This is a genomic window from Micromonospora sp. NPDC049004, from assembly GCF_040649315.1.
Lineage (GTDB): Bacteria > Actinomycetota > Actinomycetes > Mycobacteriales > Micromonosporaceae > Micromonospora.
Genome location: NZ_JBEZFG010000002.1, coordinates 815,473 through 834,665, shown reverse-complemented (window position 1 = coordinate 834,665; position 19,193 = coordinate 815,473). Strand labels below are relative to the sequence as shown.

Genomic DNA, 19,193 nt, shown 5'->3' with positions numbered 1-19,193 from the left:
GCGACGTTACCCGTGACGGCCTGTCCATCAGCGATGGTCGCTCGAATCGGCGTGGCGTACGTGCACACCGACCGATCCGGATCCGGCGGTTGCCGGGGTAGCAAACGCCCCGACGGGGTATGACTGATCCATGACGCCCGTACGCTCCCTCGCCCGCGCCATGCTGAGCGGCATCTTCGTGGTCAGCGGGTACCGCAACTTCCGCAACCCCCACCGGCTCGCGGAGACCGCCAAGCCGGTCACCGACCGGGTCGCGCCGCTCCTGCAGAAGGCGCACCCGAACTTCCCCACCGAGACCGAGACGTTGATCCGCCTCAACGCGGCGGTGCAGGTCGGTGCCGGGCTGATGCTGGCCACCGGGCGGTTCAGCCGGCCCGCCGCGCTGGTCCTCGCCGGGACGCTGGTGCCGGTGACCCTCGCCGGGCACCCGTTCTGGAACAACGACGACCCGATCGCCAAGAACAACAACGAGATACACACCCTGAAGAATCTCGGGCTCTTCGGCGGCCTCCTGCTCGCCGCCGCCGACACCGGTGGCAAGCCGGGAATCCGCTGGCGTACGGGTCACCGCATCGGCCACTCTCGACGTTCCATGCAGCGCGCCGTCCGCACCGCCCGCCGCGAGGCCCGGATCGCCGTCCGGTCCGCGGCCACCGCGCGTCGACTCCCCGGCTGACCTGCCTCGATCTGCGTCGGTGTCACCCCCACCCCCCGCTAAGGCCACGAATTACCTGAACCACCCGGTAGGCGTTAACGCGGTGGAAATGTCAAAAACATGTGTGGGATCGGACACGGTCGCATAACGCGGGAGGCACTGACGTGAGGCGCCGTTCTAGGCTCCGTGCAGGACCTGGACGGGTAGGACGACCTTGGTACGGGGGTGGCCACGCCATGCCGACGACTGTCGGTAGACGGGCGGACCGCCTCGCCCCAGTTCAACGCATGACGCGGGGGATCGATCGCAGGAACGTCGTACGGGGCGCCATCGTGGCCGCCGTCGCCTATGCCGCATGGCTCGCCATCGGTGAGTTCGGGCGACCGTACAACTTCTTCGACATGAAGATCTACCACGGTGCGGTGGTGTGGTGGGCGAGCGGTCATGAGCTCTACGAGTTCATCGCGCCCGGCACCACGCTCGGCTTCACCTACCCACCGTTCGCCGGGCTCGTCATGCTGCCCATGGCGCAGCTGCCGATCGACGCGGCGGGGATGGTCAACGCCCTCGCCAGCATCGCGGCGCTGACGCTGGTGCTGGCCGGCCTGCTACGCCCCATCGTGGACCGGCTGGCCTGGCCACTGTGGTTCACCGTGGCGCTGGCGGTGCCGCTCGCGCTCGCCATCGAGCCCAGCCGGGAGACGCTCGGCTACGGCCAGGTCAACCTCCTGCTGTTCGCACTGATCATGGCGGATCTGATCGGGCTGCGGTGGCGCTCGCGCCGAGGCACCCACTACGCCGCGACCGACGGCCCGCTGCTGCGCTTCCTCTACGGTGGCGCCTGGGCGGGCGCCGGCATCGGCCTGGCCACGGCGGTGAAGCTCACCCCCGCGCTGTTCATCGCCTACCTGCTGATCACCCGCCAGTGGCGGGTGGCGGCCACCGCGATCGGCACCACTATCGGCGTGACGATCGGGACCTTCGCGATCGTCGGCGACGAGTCGCGGACGTACTTCGGCAGCGTGCTCTGGCAGACCGAACGGGTCGGCGCCGCCGACATGACGCCGAACCAGTCGCTCGCCGGCCTGCTGGCCCGGCTGTACGACTCGATCGAGACCCCCGGGCTGCTCTGGCTCGCCTTCTCGGTGCTGATCCTGGCGGTGGGTCTGTCCCGGGCCGCCAGCTCCCGCGCCGACGGTGACGAGCTGACCGCGTTCACGCTGGTCGGCCTGACCGCCAACGTGATCAGCCCGATCTCCTGGACGCACCACCTCGTCTGGGTGATCCCGGCGATCATCGTGCTGGCCGACGCCGCCATCCGTCGACGGGAGGCGAGCAGGGGTCTGGGGCAGCGCACCGGTCAGGGCGCGGCGTTCGGTGGCCTGAGCGGGCTCAACGGTCTTCGCCCGCCGATCTGGTATCCGACGCTTACCGGGTTCCGGCACGGTGTCGCCGCCCTCGGCCTCTACCTGCTCTTCCTGATCTCCCCCATCTGGCCGTACGAGCACCAACTGCCGGAGGTGTCGCACTACCAGGACGGCTTGTTCGGGGCGCTGATGGAGAACTCGCTGGCCCTCGCGCTGATCGTGCTGGTCGCGGCGCTGCCCTGGCGGCCCGGCGCCGAGCCGGCGTTCTACGGCGAACGGCTCGCCCGAGCCGTGGCGGTCAACGGCCGCCGCTGAGCGGTCAGGGGCAGTTGACCCATTCCTCGGTGCCGTCGGCGAAGACCTGCCGTTTCCAGATCGGCAGCCGGGCCTTGGCCTCGTCGACGAGCCGGGCGCAGGCCGCGAAGGCCGCGGCGCGGTGCGCGGTGCTCACCGCGGCGACCAGCGCCACGTCACCGATGGCCAGCGGCCCGACGCGGTGCGAGACGGCCACCGCGTAGACGTCGGGGTCGGCGGCGATCTCGGCGGCCACCTCGCGCAGCACCTGCGCGGCGCTCGGGTGCCCCTCGTACTCCAGGCTCACCACCGGACGCCCGTGGTCGTGGTCGCGGACGACGCCCTGGAACGAGACGACCGCGCCGGCCCGGCGCTCGGCGACCGCCGCCTCGTGCGCGGCGAGGTCGAGGGGCTGGTCGGTGACCTCGACGACGGTGATCGCCGGCGCGGTCACGACGCCCGCTCCCCGGGCAGCAGTGGCAACGGCACGATCGGCACCCGATCGCCCTGCGCACCGTTGGTGCCCGGTCGGATGACGGCGAACCCGTCAGCGCCCGCGAGACCGCGCAGCATCGCCGACCCGACGTGCCGCACCGGGTGCGCGGTGCCGGCCGCCCGGTCCAGGCGGACCAGCGCCAGATGGGTGTGGTCGCCGCGCCCGGGCACCGCCTCGGCCAGTGTGGCGTGGAGCAACACCGGCATCGAACGACCCTGGAGCCCGGCGAGCAGCGGCGCGACCAGGGACACCAGCGCGACGATTGCGGACTGCGGGTTGCCCGGCAGGCCGGCGACGAACCGGACCCGTCCGTCGTGATCGGCCAGCCGGGCCAGCAGCATCGGGAAACCGGGCCGGACCGCCACCGTGTTGACCACGTAGTCGGCGCCCAGCGCCTCCAGGGTCGGATGCAGGTGGTCGACCGGGCCGTGCATCGTGCCACCTGTGGTGCAGACCAGGTCGGCGTTGGTCAGCGCCGCGCGCACCGCCGCCACGTGCGCGGGCAGCGTGTCGGCCACCGGGCCCACCACGTCCGAGGGGCGGACGTGGCAGCCGTAGCGACGTAGCCACGCGGGCACCGCCGGGCCCAGCGCGTCGCGCACCCGGCCCGCACCAGGCGGGCCGGCCGTGAGCAACTCGTCACCGAAGACCAGCAGCGCGGCACGCGGCGCCCGCCGGACCCGCAGCGTGTCGTGCCCGCAGGAGGCGGCCAGGCCGATCACCGCCGGGTCGACAGGCGTGCCGACCGGCAGAAGCTCCTCATCGGCGTACGCCTCCTCGCCCGGCTGCCGCCACTCCGGCGTTGGCCGGGGCGTGCCGCTGACCAGGCCGTCCGTGACGGTGGACTCCTCGATGCGCAGCACGGCGGAGGCGCCCTCGGGGACCATGGCCCCGGTCGCGATCTCGACTGTCGTGCCGTCCTCGGTGAGTGGCGCGGGGGTGTTGCCGGCCAGCACACGCCCGACGACGCGCCACGGCCCGCCGCCGCGCACCGCCCAGCCGTCCACGCTGGAGGTGGGAAACGCGGGCAGGTCGGTGCGGGTGGTCAACGGCTCGGCCAGGGTCAGCCCGTCGGTGTCGACCAGCGGTCGGGCGACGGCGGGCAGCGCGGCGGCCAGACCGACCGCGTACACCCGGGACCGCGCCTCCTCCCACCCTGCCGGTGGGGGCGCGACGACCCGGTCCGCGGTTGGTGCGGCTTTCGTGCTCACCGACCGAGCCTATCGGGGCGGACCGACGTCCGTCGGGCCTGGGCGCGGACGGGCGGTGGGCGCCGGCGGACCGATCAGTGGTCGCCGCCGCGAAGTTGGTCGACGGCGTGGCCGAGGATCGGCCCGAGCACTGCCAACCCGTCCCGGGCGCCGCCGGTCGAGCCGGGCAGGTTGACCACCAGCATCCGGCCGGCCACCCCGGCCAGGCCCCGGGACAGGGCCGAGGTGGGCACCCGCTCGCGACTGTGCGACCGGATCGCCTCGGCGATGCCGGGGATCTCGCAGTCCAGCAGAGCGCGGGTCACGTCCGGCGTCCGGTCGGACGGGGTGATCCCGGTGCCGCCGCTGGTCAGCACCACGTCGACGCCGTCGTTGAGGGCGGCCCGCAGGGCGGCGCCGACCGGTTCGCCGTCGGGCACCACGACCGGCTCGTCGACCTGACAGCCCAACTCGCGCAGACCCGAGACGAGCAGCGGGCCGCTGGTGTCGGCGTAGACACCGGCGGCGGCCCGGTTGGACGCGACGATCACCCGGGCCCGGATCACGGCCGGTCCTCCGGCCGGATCCACTCGCCGGTCTTGCCGCCCTCCTTGCGCAGCACCCGGACCGCCTCGACCGACGCCGCCGGATCAACTGCCTTGACCATGTCGATCAGGGCCAGGCCGGCGACCGCGACAGCGGTGAGCGCCTCCATCTCGACGCCCGTCCGGTCCGCCGTGCGGGCGGTGGCGGTGATCTCCACCGTGTCCGCGGTCAACCGCAGGTCGACTGTGACACCGTGCAGGGCGATCGGGTGGCAGAGCGGGATCAGATCCGGAGTGCGCTTGGCCCCCATGATGCCGGCGAGCCGACCGACCGCCAGCGCGTCACCCTTGGGCAACCCGTCGCGGTGCAGCAGGTCGACAACCTCGGGCGTGGTGCGCAGACGGCCCGCCGCGACGGCCACCCGGCCCGTCACCGGCTTGGCGGAGACATCGACCATGCGGGCCGCGCCGGCACGGTCGACGTGGCTGAGCTGCGCGGGTTCGGTCACGGCCGTGAGCCTATCGGTGCGGTACGACGCATCGGCGTTCGGAAGGGGCGGCGGCCCGGCACCCGCCGGGTGCGACAGCGCTCAACCGGACCGCGCCCCTGCCTCGCTGGACCCGCCGCCGAGGTCGCTGGGGGGACCTGACGGCGGGCGCGTGTCGACGACCCGGTTCTGCCCACGGGCAGAACCTCCCCCGTTCGTCGATACGCTCGAAAAGCTACCGGGCCCGGCGATAAGAAATCGATAAGCGACGTTCGCCCAGGTCAACGCCCCACGTCGGCGAGGGCTGAACCCAGTTCGGTGAGGCGGCGCTCGACATCGAGGCGCTCCGGTACGCCCATCCGGCGGAAGATCGCCAACGCCCGCTCCCAGTGCCGCCGAGCCTCGGCCGGGTCGACGGCACTGAAATGCTCCGCCAGGCCCGCCAACGCACGCCCCTGCTCGTGCGGGTGGGCGATCCGCGTCGCCAACCGCAGGGCCTCGCGGTGCATCTCGGCCGCCTCGCGGTCAAGCCCGCGTGCCCGCAGCGTCCGGCCCAACTCGTTCAACGCCGCAGCCTCGATGTGCCGCTCGCCCGAACCGACCGCGAGGGCCCGCCCCATCTCATGCTCCTGCTGGGCCTCCGCCAAACGACCAAGACCGCGGTAGGCGATGCCGAGGTCGAGGCGTACCTCTGCCTCGCCGTATCGGTGGCCGGTGCGGTCGCGAAGCGCCAGCGAGGCCCTGAGGATCCTGATCGCCTGATGGAGGTCTCCCATCCGGGTGCGTACCGCTCCGATATGGCTGAGAGCGTTGAGGACGTGGAACTCGCTCGAGTTGGTTCGGGCCCAGGCCAGGTGACGCCGGTGTATCCATAACGCCTCTTCGTAACGACCCAGTGACGTGAGGGCTATGCCGACATTCGGTAACGCGTTCGGAGCTCCTGCGTTGCCGTAGCCCCGGTAGTCACGCAGCTGTTCCATACCGAGTGCCACTGCCTCGCTCAGATTGCCGCTCCAGTAGTGGACCGGGGCGAGATTGGCCTGGTAGCGAGCCGTGTTCAGCACGTCCCGGGATTCCTTGGAAAGCTCGACCGCGCGGGTCAGGTGTTTCAGGGCTTCCCGGTTGTCACCGGTCCGGACGTAGGCGGAGGCCAGGTAGTTCTGCATCAGCGCCGTCGACTCGACGTTGCCCGTCGCCTCTGCCGCTGCCAGCCCCTGCTGGTGGGTCGTGATGATGTCCTCGAAGTATCCGCGGATGTAGCAGAACCGCCACAGGGCGCGAGCCAGCCGCCAGGCGTGCTCGTAGAAGCCCGACTCATGCGCCGACGCCACCATCGTCACCAGGTCCGCCCGCTCGGCCTCCAACCACTCGACGCTCGGCTCGCCAAGAGCCTCCAGCAGTTCAGGCCTGCCGAATGGAAGGTGACTGACCTGGCTTCCGATGACGACGGGCTCGATGATCTCAGCAATCCGCAGAGCCGCCGCCAGGGTGAAGTCGAGCAGTTGGGCCAGGGCCGACCGGCGGTCCCGCGCCGAATCGACGTACAGGCACAGCTCGACGGAGTATTGACGCATCAGGTCGTGCAATCCGTACTGCCGGGAGTTCAGATCCTCCACCAGGTGCCTGTCGGTGAGGTCGTCGAGAGCCGCGTGGGCTTCCGCCACCGTCAGCCCGGTCAGTGCCGCGACCGCCGTTGGGCTGAACCGGCTACCGGGGTACAGACCCAGAAAGCGGAAGACCCGCTTGGTCGACTCGGGGAGAGGTTCGTAGGAGGCGGCGAACGCGCCGGTGACTGTGCTGTTCTCCCCGGCCAGATGGAGGAGAACCGACGCCGCGCCGGCCATCTGTGCCGCGAGATCCGCCAACCGCCAACCACGTCGGTGCGCCAGCCGGGCGCCGGCCAGCCGAATCGCCAGAGGAAGATGGCCGCACCGTCGGACCACCTCGACCGCTGCTTCCGGCTCGGCGTCGACCCGCTCCCGCCCCACACTCAAGGCCAACAGGTCGACGCCCTCCCGAGACGACATGACCGGCAGGGACTGCGACGCGCCGAGGTCCGGGTGGGTGAGTCGGCGTCGAGACGTCACCAGCACGACGGCGGTGGGCTCGATCGGCAGAAGGGGCAGGATCTGGTCGCTGCTGGCGGCGTTGTCCAGAATGATCACCGACCTTCGGCGGGCCAGCTCGCGTCGCCAGAGTTCCGTCCTGTCGTCGAGGTCAACCGGCACCCGCTCGGGCGGCACCCCAAGCTGGCGGAGGAGGACGACAAGAGCCGACGCCGGTCCAACCAGGTCTTTCTCGCCATGCCCCCGCAGGTCGACGTACAGACGGGCATCCGGGTACCGGTCGCTCAGCCGGCGGGCCAGGTGCACGGCGAGTGTTGTCTTGCCGCTGCCGGCCATTCCGTCGATGACGTGCACGGCCGGGACGCGCTCCTCGACACGCCGTGTCTCCGCCAACAGCCTGGCCACGACGGCGTCCCGACCAACGAAGTCGGTGACCGAACGAGGCAAATGATCCACCACTGGGGGCAACTGCTTCGTCGTCGAGTCACCCGCCGGTGCCGGTGCGGACACAGCGCGGCGCCCAACCGCGCCTTTGCTCGGGCCGGGGACGTCGGGTACCGGGCTCGGCGCCTCGGCGAGGATCCTGCGCCGCAACTTTTCCAGGCTGGCCCCCGGGCTCACTCCCAACTCCGTCATCAGATGCCTGCGAATCTCGTCATACGCGACGAGCGCCTCCGCGTTGTCACCGCGCTCGTGCAGGGCCCGCATGAGAAGGAGGTATGTCGGCTCTCGGAGCGGATGAAGTGCAGTCACCGCCCGCAGTGACGGAATCGCGAGGTCATCCCGCCCGGATCGCAGATGAACCTCGGCGAGGAGTTCCACGGCCAGAAGACGCTCCTCCTCCGCAGCGACGGTTCGAGCCGTCAGGACGGGCCCAAGCGGGACGCCGGCGAGCATGGGACCCTGCCACCGCGCCAGTGCGCGGCCCAACAGTTCCGATGCACGCGAGAGGTCGCCAGCACCCAGAGCGTCCCGGCCAGCGCAAAGCTCGTCCTGGAAGCGGAAGACGTCGATCACATCCGGCCGCAAGGCGAGTCGATAGCCGTTGCCCTGCCGCACGAGAGTCGCGTCCGCGAGCGCTAACGTCTCGAACTCCCGGCGAAGATTGGCCGCATAGGTCCGCACATTCGCCACAGCGGAACGCGGAGGACGATCGGCCCACAGCTCGTCTATGAGGCTGGCCAACGTCACCAACTGGCCTGGCCGGACCGCGAGCATCGCGAAGATTACCCGTTGTTTGGGCGTGCCCAGGTGCAACTTGTGGTCGGCAAGCAGCACCTCCAGGCCACCCAGCAGGTTGATCTCCACCGGCCCTCCGAATTCGCGTCTATCGGTGTCTAGCTGATCACACTGGGGAAGGTTAACGGTGGTCAGAATGCAGGCCAATCCTCCAACGAGACACCTCAAATCCACACCGACCAGACGACGGAGCGCAGATTCTGTCCAACCGGATTGATCGGAGCCCAAACTGACGGATGAGGCTGGACGCGCACCGTCGCCAGACTGTGGGGGGACGGAGCAATGCCGATAGCCTCTCAGCAGCGCGCGCGCAAGCTGCGGATCACCAGTGCAGCACGACCGCGCTCCGCTCAGGTGGCATGGACAGACCGTCACAAAGGCCGCCGGCTTGGCTAATGTTGCGTATACCGACATTTATCGCTACTAAAACTGCCTAACTCCTCTTAGGCTCCCATCACAAGAACGGATCCGGAATACGGAAACGGCCGGACGAGTGGAGGGAGCATGCAATGCGCGGCAGCGACTGGATGTGACAGCGAGGTGGCACCACGCGGTAAGCTCCCGTCGTCAACACGTAACTGTCGGCGACGACAGGAGCTTCATGAGCCGGGTGTCACCGCAGAATCCCAGGACGGATCGACGGCTTTCGCTGCTCGTTGGTCTCGTCGTCGCAATGGCAATCGTTCCCACAGGCCTCGCTGGCACCGACGTGTTGACCCGTCCACCCGCCTCGGTAGGCGACGGGGCGACGATCGTGGCGCTGATCTTCATGACTGCGCTTGGCACGATCGTCATGGCACCCATCCGAATCCGCTCGACCACACATGCCATCACCTGGGTCGAGACGGCGGTCGTCATAGGACTCGCCGTAGCGCCGCCCTCCTGGGTGGTGCTGGCAACGGGGGCCGGCGTCGGTGTGGCGTCAGCCATCATGAAGCTGCCGATGATCAAGGCGGCCTTCGGAGTCAGCAAGAACATTTTGGTGGCCGGCGGGGCGAGTGTCGCCGCACTGGCCGTTGACTGGCAGTGGCCCTCGGCCAGCGTGGTCGATCTGGCCACCCTCCTCGGTGCGATCTACCTGGTAGCGGCACTCCTCGACGACCTGCTCGCAATCCCGGTGATCGCGCTGGCCACCGGGACACCTGTCTCCCGTCAGTTCTTGAACAACCTCGACCTGCGGATCGCCGGCTTCGGCGTGCGGTTCATCGTGGCTGTCTGCACGCTACTCATCCTTCGCGAAGACCCCCGACTACTGCTTGCCGTCCCCCCACTGATGTTGAGCCTGCACCTGGCCTACTCCGCGCGCATCCGAGGCCGCACCGAGCAGCAGGCGTGGCAGCGGCTCGCCCGCACCACCGACGCGCTCAACGTGGTCGACCTGGACGACGTGCTCACCACCGCCGTCACCCAGGCCGCCGAGTTGTTCTCCGCCGACGAGGTCGAGATCGAGCTGCGCGACGGCGGTCGCACCGTTCGGGGCGGCACCGGCGGCATCGCCTTCGACGGGCCGACCGGCACGCCCACCGACGTGGACGGCACCGTCGTGCCCACCCCGCTGGAGGGCCACGACCGCTCCGTCGACGTCGGCATCCTGCGCCTGCGCTTCCGTGGGCCGGTGCAGCTCTCCGAGCGGGAGCAGTACACGCTGCGCACCTTCGCCTCGGCGCTGTGCACGGCGGTCCGCAACGCCCAGGCGTACGCCGAGCTGGCCCGTGTCGCCGACGAGCACGCGTACGCCGCCACCCACGACGCGCTCACCGACCTCGCCAACCGACGGCACCTGCTCGACCAGGGCACCGAGCATCTGAGTGCCCGGCACGCGGACGGGGTGACCGCACTGGTGTTGATCGACCTCAACCACTTCAAGGAGGTCAACGACACCCTCGGCCACGCCGCCGGCGACCAGGTGCTGGTCCAGGTCGCCGACCGGCTGCGACGCGCCGCCGCCTCCAGCGATCTGGTGGCACGCCTCGGCGGGGACGAGTTCGCCGTACTCCTGCGTGGGCTACCGGCCCCCGCGGTGGCCGCGCACCGGGCCGAGACGCTGCTCGCCGCCCTGCACGAGCCGTTCGAGCTGGACGGCATGCGCATCAGCGTCGAGGCCAGCGGCGGGATCTCCGTCGCCCCGGCCAGTGGCGGCATGGCCGAGCTGCTGCGCCGCGCGGACGTCGCGATGTACCAGGCGAAACGAGCCGGCCAGCGGATCTCCACGTACGCCCCGACCCGGGACACCGCAGACCTGAACCGCCTCACCCTCGGCGGCGACCTGCCCCGGGCCGTCGCCGACCACGAGTTCATCGTCAACTTCCAGCCGATCGTGGACCTCGGCACCGGCGAGGTGACCAGCGCGGAGGCACTGGCCCGCTGGCACCACCCCACCCACGGGCTGATCGATCCGCTGCGCTTCCTGGAGGCGGTGGAGCGTTCGGGAATGCTGCCGGCCTTCGCCGAGGCGATCCTCGACCAGGCACTGATCGCCGCGGCCAACTGGCGCGACGCCGGCTTCGACGTACCGGTCGCGGTCAACGTGTCGCCGCGCAGCCTGCTCGACGCACGCTTCCCCGGCTCGGTGCTGGCCCGACTGCGTGCCCACGACCTTCCGCCGGACCGGCTGGTGCTGGAGCTGACCGAGACGTTGACACTCAGCCAGCTCGACGTGGTCGACCGGGTGCTCAGCCGGCTACGCGACGAGGGCGTGCGGTTGGCGCTTGACGACTTCGGCACCGGCTACTCCTCACTCTCCCTGCTCTCCCGGATCCCGGTGCACGAGCTGAAGATCGACCGCAGCTTCGTGACGACCATGGAGAGCTCGGCCGAGGCCGCGGCAGTCATCCGCTCCACCCTCGACCTGGGCCGCAGCCTCGACCTGGCGGTGGTGGCCGAGGGCGTGGAGAGCGAGCCGCAGCGACGTGCCCTCTGGGAGTTGGGCTGCGTGGCCGGCCAGGGCCACCTGTTCGCCCGGCCGATGCCCGCCGGCACCCTGCTCGCCGCGTTGCAGCGCGGGTCGGGCGGCCAACCCGGCACTCTGGCGCCACCGCTGCACGACACCGGCGCGGTGATCCGGCTGAGCCAGACCCGCCGCCAGGGCGGGCGTTCCCGCCCCGACCGCCTTCCGCACCTGCCCGCCTGAGCGGGGCACGGGCACGACATGCCGCCGCCGGTGTGACCGGCGCCGGCCGGAACCCCGCGGACAATCGGGTGAGCAGCGAGGTCTGCCAGACTGGCGCTCGTGATCGCCGACGCCCCGAGCGCCAGCCGCAACCGCTGGCGGACGTTCGACACCGCCGCCGGCGGGCTCGCCCTCGACCTGGGCCTCTACGCCGTGTCGGCCGTCTTCGCGGCGATCACCGCGCTCACGTCGACCCTGCTGCCACACCGCGCCTGGGGTGCGGTCGCCGCCGTCGGCTACCTGGTCGCGACGCTCGCGGTGATCGTTCAACTCCTTTTGCGTCGACGCGACCCGGCGACCCGACTGGCCAGCCTGCCGACCCGCTGGGCGGTGACCGGTCTCGTGTGGGCGAGCACCGCGCTGCTACCCGCGCTCTGGCAGAGCGTCGAGCGGGCCACCGGACGCGCCGACCGCGCGCAGGAGGAGGTGCTGGTCGTCGAGCAGGCCGGCACCCGCCTACTGGAGCACGGCACGCCGTACCTCGGCCGAGACGCGATCGCCGCCCTGCCGGCCGGTGAACAACTGCTCGGATACACGCCGTACCAACCGGGCATGGCGCTGTTCGGCCTGCCCCGGGCACTCGCCGACACCTGGTGGACCGACGCCCGGGTGTGGTTCGCGGTGGGCACGGCGCTGGCGCTCGCCCTGGCCGTGGCCGCCCTGCGCGCCGCACGCGGCACCGCCGGCGGTCCTCTCGTCGGGGCGCACCCGTCCGACGCCGCGCTGCTGCGGGGCGTGCAGGCCGCCACCGTCCTGCCGATCTGCGCGCTCACCCTCGCCACCGGCGGCGACGACATGCCCGTACTCGCGCTCTGCCTGCTGGCCCTCGCCCTCGCCGCCGCCGGTCGGCCCGGCCGGGCCGGCCTCGCGGTCGGACTGGCGGGCGCGCTGAAGCTGTTCGCCTGGCCGATCGCCCTGGTCCTGATCGTCTGGGGTCTGACCAGGCGAGCCGGCGCCCGCGTCGCGGCCGGCGCGATCGGGTTGCCCGTCGCCGCCCTGCTCCCCGCCCTGCTGGTCGACCGCGACGCGCTGACCGAGAACGTGCTGCGCTTCCCGCTCGGGCACGGCCTGGTCACCAGCCCGGCGCAGTCTCCGTTCCCCGGTCAACTGATCGCCGCCACGCTCCCCGGTGGCCGGCTGATCGCCGCCGCCCTGCTGATCGCGGCCGGCGTGGCCATCGCCGTCCGACTCGCGCGCCGCCCGCCGGACACGGCCGCCGCCACCGCGCTGATCTGCGGGTACGGACTCCTCGCCGCAATCGCTCTGATGCCGTCCACCCGATTCGGGTACCTGCTGTACCCGCTGGCCCTGCTCACCTGGGCTCCCGCCCTGCGCAACCCGGCCACCGCACCGACCACCCCGGCGCCCGATCCCGTGCCCGGTCGGGCCACATCGGTCTAACCGGCGGGCGAAACGCCGCCACACGGCGTACACCTGAAGACATGACCACCTACCGCGACCGCGCCGAGGCGGGCCGGGTGCTCGCCGAGCGGCTCACCGCCCTCGTCGGCGAACCGGACACGGTAGTCCTCGGCCTCGTCCGCGGCGGCGTACCGGTGGCCCGCGTCGTCGCCGAACGGCTCGGCGCCCCCCTCGACGTGCTGGTCGTCCGCAAGCTCGGCATGCCCTGGGCCCGGGAGGTCGCCTTCGGGGCGCTCGGCCCGGGCGGGGTGCAGGTGCTCAACGACGCGATGGCCAGCCGTCTCAGCAGCGACGACATCGCCGAGGTCAGCGGCCGCGAACAGGTCGAGTTGGAGCGCCGCGAGCGGCTCTACCGGGGCGGTCGTCCACCGCTGGACCTCACCGGCCGCGTCGCCGTGATCGTCGACGACGGTCTGGCCACCGGCGCGACCGCCCGCGCGGCAGTCGAGGTCGTCCGCCGGCTCGGCGCCCGCCGGGTGGTGGTGGCCGTGCCGGTCGGCGCGCAGGAGGCGTACGAGCTTCTGGCTGCCGAGGCCGACCAGGTCGTCTGCGCGCAGCGCCCTTCGGATTTCGGCGCGGTGAGCGTCTACTACGACGACTTCCACGAGGTCTCCGACGACGAGGTCACCGACGCGCTCACAGCAACCGCTTAGCTCGACCAGGTACCGTCGGGTGATGAATAGCCTCACCTGTCCCAAGTGTCACGGCGAAATGCGTCAATACGAGCGCAGCGGTGTCGTCATCGACCAGTGCGGGGAGTGCCGGGGCATCTTCCTCGACCGCGGCGAGTTGGAGAAGCTGTTCGAGGCAGAGGCCAACTGGAGCCGCCAGCAGGCCGGCGGCCCGCCGCCGCAGCCCGTTCAGCAGCCGGGCGGCTACCCGCCGCCGCACGCCCCGGCGCAGCACCAGCCCGGCTACGGCGCGGTTCCCCCGCCGCCGCCCCCGCCGCCCGTTCACGGCTACCCGCCGGCGCCTGCCTACGGTCAGCAGCACCAGGGCTACCACGGGCACTACCGGCACAAGAAGCGCAAGGGCTTCCTCGACGAGATGTTCGGCTGAGCCCGACCGTCATCCCAGGTGACGGGCCTCTGGGTCACGGCTGTGACTCAGAGGCACGTCACCCGTGGCCCGTAGGTTGGCGGCCAGGGTGCGTTCTGCGAGGCTGCATCGCATGACCGAGATCCGGCCGGACGAGGCTCTCGCCCAGGCGTACGACGGCATCACGGCGGTGGTCGACGGCCTGGACGACGCGCACCTGCAACGAGCGACCCGCTGCCAGGGCTGGCTCGTCGCGGACCTGCTGCTGCACGTGCTCGGCGACGCCCAGCGGGCCCTCGTGGCCCTGGCCAGCCCCGTCGACGGTCCCGCCGACGTGGACGACGTGTCCTACTGGCGCGGCTTCCCGGGCGGCGATGACCAGGCCGCCCGGCACGCCTGGTGGGTGCGCCGGTCGGCGTCCGCCTTCGACCTGCCGATCGGCATCGTCCGCCTCTGGAAGGAGACCGCGCCGGCGGCGGTCCGCGCCGCCGCGTCGGCGGACCCCGAGGGGTACGTCACCACGCAGGGGCACGTGCTCCGCGTACCGGATCTCCTGGCCACCCTGACCACCGAGGCCGTGGTGCACCACCTGGATCTGACGCCGGAGCTGCCGGAAGCGCCGCCACCCGGCCCACTGGCGGTACGGGTCGCCGTCTCCACGATGGACGGCCTGTTGAGCGACGACGCGGTCCGCCCCGCCGGATGGGACGACAACGAGTTTCTCCTGAAGGCCACCGGCAGGATCCCGCTCACCGACCGGGACCGACTGGAGTTGGGTGAGGCGGCGGGCTGGTTCCCCCTGCTCGGGTGACCGATGCGGGTGTCGCTCAGCCGATGGCCATGTCGACGAAGCGGGACAGGTGCAACTGAGCCGCGACCGTCACCGTGTCGGTTGGCCCATTCCGATGCTTGGCAACAATAAAATCCGCCTCTCCCGCCCGCGGCGACTCCTTGTCGTAGTAGTCGTCGCGGTGCAGCAGGATGACAACATCGGCATCCTGCTCGATCGAGTTGTGGGTGGCGATGCCGTTGGCGATGAAGTTGTGCTTCTCAAGCACGGTCGCGTCGAACACCTCCTGCTCACCGATCGACTCGATGGACACGATCGAGTCCCAGAAGATGTCGTTGGTGGCGTGTAGGTCCAGGTCCGCCGCGTCGAGAACGCCAGCAATGGCCGCCAGCCGGGAGCGGCTGGGGGCACGCTTCCAGAGGGTGCTGCCGCAGAATTGGGTACCGATGGCCTTCGCAAACTCGCGGTGGGACATCCCCTGCTCGACCAGGATCTCCTTGACCCTGGCCCACACCTCGCGCGGCACCGTGTCGACGTTTGTGTTGCTGTCCATCGCCTCCAACGAGGCAAGGAGAGCGGCACAACCCTCCGACCGCTGCCCGTGGACGCCAATCTCGCGCAGGAACCTCAACTGGTCGTCGCGGCCGGATATGTCGAGTGTGTACTGCGGACAATGACCCGCTACTGGAACGTCCTTCAGCCGGGCTGTGATGCCGTACCTCAGGAGCAGTCGAGAGATGTCCTCAAGCATTCGTCGGCTCGTGGACGCAAAGTAGACGCGTCCGCCGCGACCTGACTTGTTGACGGTCGCCGACCCGTCCGTCGACCACAGGTGGCGCAGGAATGTAGTGATCTGCTCCTTCGGTAGGCTGAAGAGAGGCGGGGGGAGGAATTTCTCGTGTGATCTGAGGCCGAAGAGCCCCAAGCTGTCCAGCCACTCCGCGATCGGGTTACGTCGACCACGCGCCAGTCGGTAAGGAGCGGGCAGGCGAAGCGTGGTCACTCTGGCCGCCGGGTAGTCGTCACGCACGGCGCTGATCCCGAAATGCTTCGCCGCGTCCGTCACCGCCTGGAGGTTCAGCTCATCGCAACTCGCGTAACGGATCGGCTGCCGGCGCACGAAGGAACCATCGCCGAGGAGATGCGCCAACATGACGACCTCGGCCTCGTCCCACGGCCGGACGGCCATGGGAGGCGGCAGGTGTCGCGGCGTAGCGATGCGGTCTCCCGGCGAGAGTTCGCCCAGGGGCACCCATCCGGTGAATGCTAGGAACGGGTGGTTGGCTGTGGCGTCAATTCGCTTGCCCGAAGCGAGGGTCAAACGGAAGACCTCGCGGGTGCCACTAGGAAAGACGTGGGTCATGGTGCGCGGGGTGTAGCGAAGGCCCTCATCCAGTGCCCAGACCGGGATGTCCTTCGCGCTGTTGGCGAGCAGCTCACCGAGCGTGATCTCGCTGTTGTCGTCCGCCCGTATCAGCCGGGTATCAGCCGTGAGACACCCAGATTCCCGCAAATCAGACAATTGGGGGCGCTTGTCGGTGCGCTGCTCGGGGCCACGGTTCAGCTGACTCACCGCGATGACCGGGCACTCGACCTCCTTGGCGAGCAGCTTCAGGCCACGGGAAAGGTCCGCGACCTCCTGCTGCCGGCTCTCGGTGCGCTTCGGCGAGGTCATCAGCTGGAGATAGTCGACGACGATCATCTTGAGGTCGTGTCGCTGCTTGAGCCGGCGAGCCTTCGCCCGAATCTCCATGAGGTTCATGCTCGGGGTGTCGTCGACGAACAGCGGCGCCTCACTGATCTCACCCATGCACCGGGCCAGCTTGGTCCAGTCGTCGTCGGAGAGCTGCCCGCTGCGCAGCACGTGCAGCGGCACTCGCGCCTCGGCCGAGAGCAGTCGCATGACGATCTCGACCTTGCTCATTTCGAGCGAGAAGATGGCGGCGGCCTGGTTAGCACGAATAGCAGCATTTCGGGCAAAGTCCATACTTGCCGTGCTGTTGTGGGTGGGAATCATCGCCCGGCTGGCCAGGTAGAGATGCTCGGGGTTGTCGACCGTGACGCACCGGACCGGCACACTCGGCACCTGACGTACGTCAACGATGTACCGCGAGGTCGTCCGGACGTCGGAGGTGCTCCGGCGACGTTCGACGTGCGCGTCCTGCTTGCGCTTGAGCCGGAAGACGACGTCGGGGGTGGAGAAGTTCAACGTGTACGCGATCGACGACTCGTTTGTGCGGCCGCGCACCTGCTTGGCGTTGACCGTGCAGCGGTAGCCGAGGCTGACGATGAGTTCGCGTACGTCCTCCGCCAGTCGCTTCGAGGTCGACGTGTACTGCAGGTTACCGGTGGGGGCGACGGTGCCGTCGGTGTCCATCAGGCCAGCCAGCAGCGCCCGGCGCTGCGCCTCGGAAGCGCGTAGGTAGGTATCAGGGATGTGTTTGTCCGCCGCTACCCCGATCTGACGCAGCAGCCCGAGGAAGGAACCGTTGCGGTGCCGGCAGTCCGCACACTTCCTGGTCGCCGGATTTTCACGCAACGCCCTGGTGGATACGCCGCAGTCCACGCAGACGCCGTGCGGCTGAGCAACCGGCGTGGGCCTCAGCAGGATGCTGTAGACCATCGGCCCGCTGGGCCGCACGGCGAAGCCATCCGACTCGACGTGCGTGATCATGTCCGGATCTGCGGTGGTGAAGCGGCTGGCGCCGGTGTGCCCGTCCCCGAGCCATGCCCCCAACGTGTAGGGCGGAACCAGCAGATCGCGTTCCGGGAGTTGGAGGGGGGCGCAGTTCTGTACGGCATGGTTGAGCCGTCGGTCGGCGGTGTCAGTACGCAGCGTGGCCGCGATCTCGGCAGTGGTGACGACGCCATCATGGTCGACCCGGCTGCCTGCGTTGACCTCCCGCTCAGCCCGTTCGAGAAGCGCTGTCACCAGCGGACTGGCCGGGTAGGCGGGCGCAGTCCAGTTCCTCGTCTTGCCGTTGCGGACGATCGGGCGGCTGATCCGGCCGGTCGACCCGACCTGACGCGCGACGGTGTGCAGGACGTGCCGGAACTCCGGCCCGACCTGCTCGAGCGTGTCGAAAAGGGTGATCGGCTGGTTTCCCGCGGCGCCGAGCGTCTCGCGGGCCGCACGCAGGTTGGTCAGCGACGATTCGGGCCAGTGCCGCGTCCGCCGCGCCGGGCTCTGGCGACGGCTCGCTCGGGTGGTCGTCTTCCACAGGTGCTCCGCGTCCGCCACGATGACGGTGCCGTCGGAGAACTCCACCTCATAGCAGGGACGGTCGTGCATCACGTCGAAGGCGCGTGTGACAGTGGTCGGGGAGCCGTCCGCCGCCAGTAGTTGATCGCCCGCCTTGACCTCACCCATCGTGGTCCAGCCGTCAGGGGTCGGCAGAGGGGTGTCGAGCGCGAGCGCCTTGCCCAAACCCGGCCTGCCGGCCACGATGATCAATTGGCCGGCGTGCAGGCCGTTGAGCAGCCGGTCCAGGTCGGTGAAGCCGGTCGGCACACCGGTCATCATTCCGCCCTGCGCACCCACCGCCTCGATCTCGTCGAGCGTCGGCTGGAGCATGTCGGCCAGGATCGCGAAGTCCTCGCTGACCCGCCGTTCGGTGACGTCGTAGACCGCCTGCTGCGCGAGGTCCACGACATCGTCGACGTCGCGGCTGCCGCCGCTGGCGGTGCCGTAGCCGAGTTGCACGATCTTGGTGCCGGCCTCGACGAGCCGGCGCAGCACCGCCCGCTCGCTGACGATCCGCGCGTAGTAGGCGGCGTTCGCGGCGGTGGGCACGCTCGCGATGAGGGTGTGCAGGTAGGGCGCCCCGCCGACACGGACGAGGTCGCCGGAGTCGGCGAGTGCCGCCGCAACGGTGATCGAGTCGGCCGGCTCACCCCGGCCGTAGATGTCCAGGATGATGTCGAAGATGGTGGCGTGCACCGGCCGGTAGAAGTCGTTGGTCTTGAGGATCTCGACGACGTCGGCGATGGCGTCCTTGGAGAGCAGCATGCCGCCGAGGACGCACTGCTCGGCGGCGACGTCCTGGGGCGGGGTCTTGTCGAACTGGCCGTCCCGCTGCACGGGCGGCTGGCCGCCGCCGGGCCGTGACTCCGCCCGCCTGTCGTCGGTGACCGACACGGGTCCCCCCTCCACTGCGTCGGATCCGGTCCCAGCTCTACCGCCGGGGTACGACAGTTCCCTCCGACCAGGCCGGTCGATCGGGGGCCATCGCGCCGGCGGTCGAGGGCCAACCATACGGACCCCGAGGTCAGCGACTCAACAAGCCCGGTGGACGAGCCTCGGGACAACCTGTGGACACCGGTGGACGAGCATGTGCGCAGGGTGTGCACATGCTGTGGACAACGGTTGGGGAATTCTCGGCCACAAGGCTCTGAGCTGCTGAAACGCAGTCCCCAGCCTGTGGAGGAGAATAT

The 19,193-nt window shown here is 70.2% G+C and carries 13 protein-coding genes; 7 read left to right on the top strand and 6 right to left on the bottom strand.

Annotation, left to right across the window (positions count from 1 at the left end):
* Positions 1-130 precede the first annotated feature (130 nt).
* Together AB0B97_RS08660 and AB0B97_RS08655 are read left to right on the top strand one after the other, a co-directional pair.
* Positions 131-676, top strand: a complete 546-nt coding sequence (locus AB0B97_RS08660; protein WP_234582674.1) for a DoxX family protein — start codon at positions 131-133, stop codon at positions 674-676.
* Positions 677-891: 215 nt separating this feature from the next.
* Complete coding sequence (locus AB0B97_RS08655; RefSeq protein WP_357491769.1) at positions 892-2,337, top strand: glycosyltransferase 87 family protein; 1,446 nt, start codon at positions 892-894, stop codon at positions 2,335-2,337.
* 4 nt (positions 2,338-2,341) lie between these two features.
* Here AB0B97_RS08655 and AB0B97_RS08650 read toward each other — a convergent pair whose 3' ends face one another.
* The 5 genes from AB0B97_RS08650 to AB0B97_RS08630 all read right to left on the bottom strand — a co-directional run bounded on the left by AB0B97_RS08650 (position 2,342) and on the right by AB0B97_RS08630 (position 8,409).
* On the bottom strand, positions 2,342-2,770 hold the full coding sequence (locus AB0B97_RS08650; RefSeq protein ID WP_357491767.1) for a molybdenum cofactor biosynthesis protein MoaE: 429 nt from the start codon (positions 2,768-2,770) through the stop codon (positions 2,342-2,344).
* A complete protein-coding gene (locus AB0B97_RS08645) occupies positions 2,767-4,023 on the bottom strand; it encodes a molybdopterin molybdotransferase MoeA (RefSeq protein ID WP_357491765.1) in 1,257 nt (418 codons plus the stop codon). Before AB0B97_RS08645 ends, AB0B97_RS08650 begins: the two co-directional genes overlap by 4 nt.
* Before the next feature lie 74 nt (positions 4,024-4,097).
* Positions 4,098-4,568: a MogA/MoaB family molybdenum cofactor biosynthesis protein gene (locus tag AB0B97_RS08640; protein WP_357491763.1), complete on the bottom strand. Its 471-nt coding sequence runs from the start codon at positions 4,566-4,568 to the stop codon at positions 4,098-4,100.
* On the bottom strand, positions 4,565-5,056 hold the full coding sequence (moaC, locus tag AB0B97_RS08635; protein ID WP_234582679.1) for a cyclic pyranopterin monophosphate synthase MoaC: 492 nt from the start codon (positions 5,054-5,056) through the stop codon (positions 4,565-4,567). The genes AB0B97_RS08640 and moaC overlap by 4 nt, the downstream gene beginning before the upstream one ends.
* A gap of 260 nt (positions 5,057-5,316) precedes the next feature.
* A complete protein-coding gene (locus AB0B97_RS08630) occupies positions 5,317-8,409 on the bottom strand; it encodes a BTAD domain-containing putative transcriptional regulator (protein ID WP_357491761.1) in 3,093 nt (1,030 codons plus the stop codon).
* Between the two features lie 532 nt (positions 8,410-8,941).
* On the opposite strand from AB0B97_RS08630, the gene AB0B97_RS08625 reads away from it, so the two are divergent.
* From AB0B97_RS08625 to AB0B97_RS08605, 5 genes are all read left to right on the top strand, one after another.
* Positions 8,942-11,470: a bifunctional diguanylate cyclase/phosphodiesterase gene (locus tag AB0B97_RS08625; protein WP_357491759.1), complete on the top strand. Its 2,529-nt coding sequence runs from the start codon at positions 8,942-8,944 to the stop codon at positions 11,468-11,470.
* Between the two features lie 99 nt (positions 11,471-11,569).
* Entirely contained in the window at positions 11,570-12,910 is a 1,341-nt protein-coding gene (locus tag AB0B97_RS08620) for a glycosyltransferase 87 family protein (protein WP_357491757.1), read from the top strand.
* 41 nt (positions 12,911-12,951) lie between these two features.
* Positions 12,952-13,584 (top strand): phosphoribosyltransferase family protein, encoded by a 633-nt coding sequence (locus AB0B97_RS08615; RefSeq protein WP_357491755.1) that lies wholly within the window; start codon positions 12,952-12,954, stop codon positions 13,582-13,584.
* Between the two features lie 22 nt (positions 13,585-13,606).
* Complete coding sequence (locus tag AB0B97_RS08610; RefSeq protein WP_234582683.1) at positions 13,607-13,990, top strand: zf-TFIIB domain-containing protein; 384 nt, start codon at positions 13,607-13,609, stop codon at positions 13,988-13,990.
* A 112-nt stretch (positions 13,991-14,102) separates the two neighbouring features.
* The gene (locus AB0B97_RS08605; protein WP_234582684.1) at positions 14,103-14,780 is read left to right on the top strand and encodes a maleylpyruvate isomerase N-terminal domain-containing protein; all 678 of its coding nucleotides are present in this window, start codon (positions 14,103-14,105) and stop codon (positions 14,778-14,780) included.
* A 16-nt stretch (positions 14,781-14,796) separates the two neighbouring features.
* Here AB0B97_RS08605 and AB0B97_RS08600 read toward each other — a convergent pair whose 3' ends face one another.
* Positions 14,797-19,014, bottom strand: coding sequence for a replicative DNA helicase (locus tag AB0B97_RS08600; RefSeq protein WP_357491753.1), 4,218 nt, complete (start codon positions 19,012-19,014; stop codon positions 14,797-14,799).
* Between the last annotated feature and the right edge of the window lie 179 nt (positions 19,015-19,193).

Excerpts from the sequence above, each read along its gene's own strand:
- AB0B97_RS08615 (WP_357491755.1), top strand. The coding sequence starts at position 12,952 with ATGACCACCTACCGCGACCGCGCCGAGGCGGGCCGGGTGCTCGCCGAG.
- AB0B97_RS08655 (WP_357491769.1), top strand. The coding sequence starts at position 892 with ATGCCGACGACTGTCGGTAGACGGGCGGACCGCCTCGCCCCAGTTCAA.
- AB0B97_RS08600 (WP_357491753.1), bottom strand. The coding sequence starts at position 19,014 with ATGGTTGGCCCTCGACCGCCGGCGCGATGGCCCCCGATCGACCGGCCT.
- AB0B97_RS08610 (WP_234582683.1), top strand. The coding sequence starts at position 13,607 with ATGAATAGCCTCACCTGTCCCAAGTGTCACGGCGAAATGCGTCAATAC.
- AB0B97_RS08660 (WP_234582674.1), top strand. The coding sequence starts at position 131 with ATGACGCCCGTACGCTCCCTCGCCCGCGCCATGCTGAGCGGCATCTTC.
- AB0B97_RS08625 (WP_357491759.1), top strand. The coding sequence starts at position 8,942 with ATGAGCCGGGTGTCACCGCAGAATCCCAGGACGGATCGACGGCTTTCG.
- AB0B97_RS08605 (WP_234582684.1), top strand. The coding sequence starts at position 14,103 with ATGACCGAGATCCGGCCGGACGAGGCTCTCGCCCAGGCGTACGACGGC.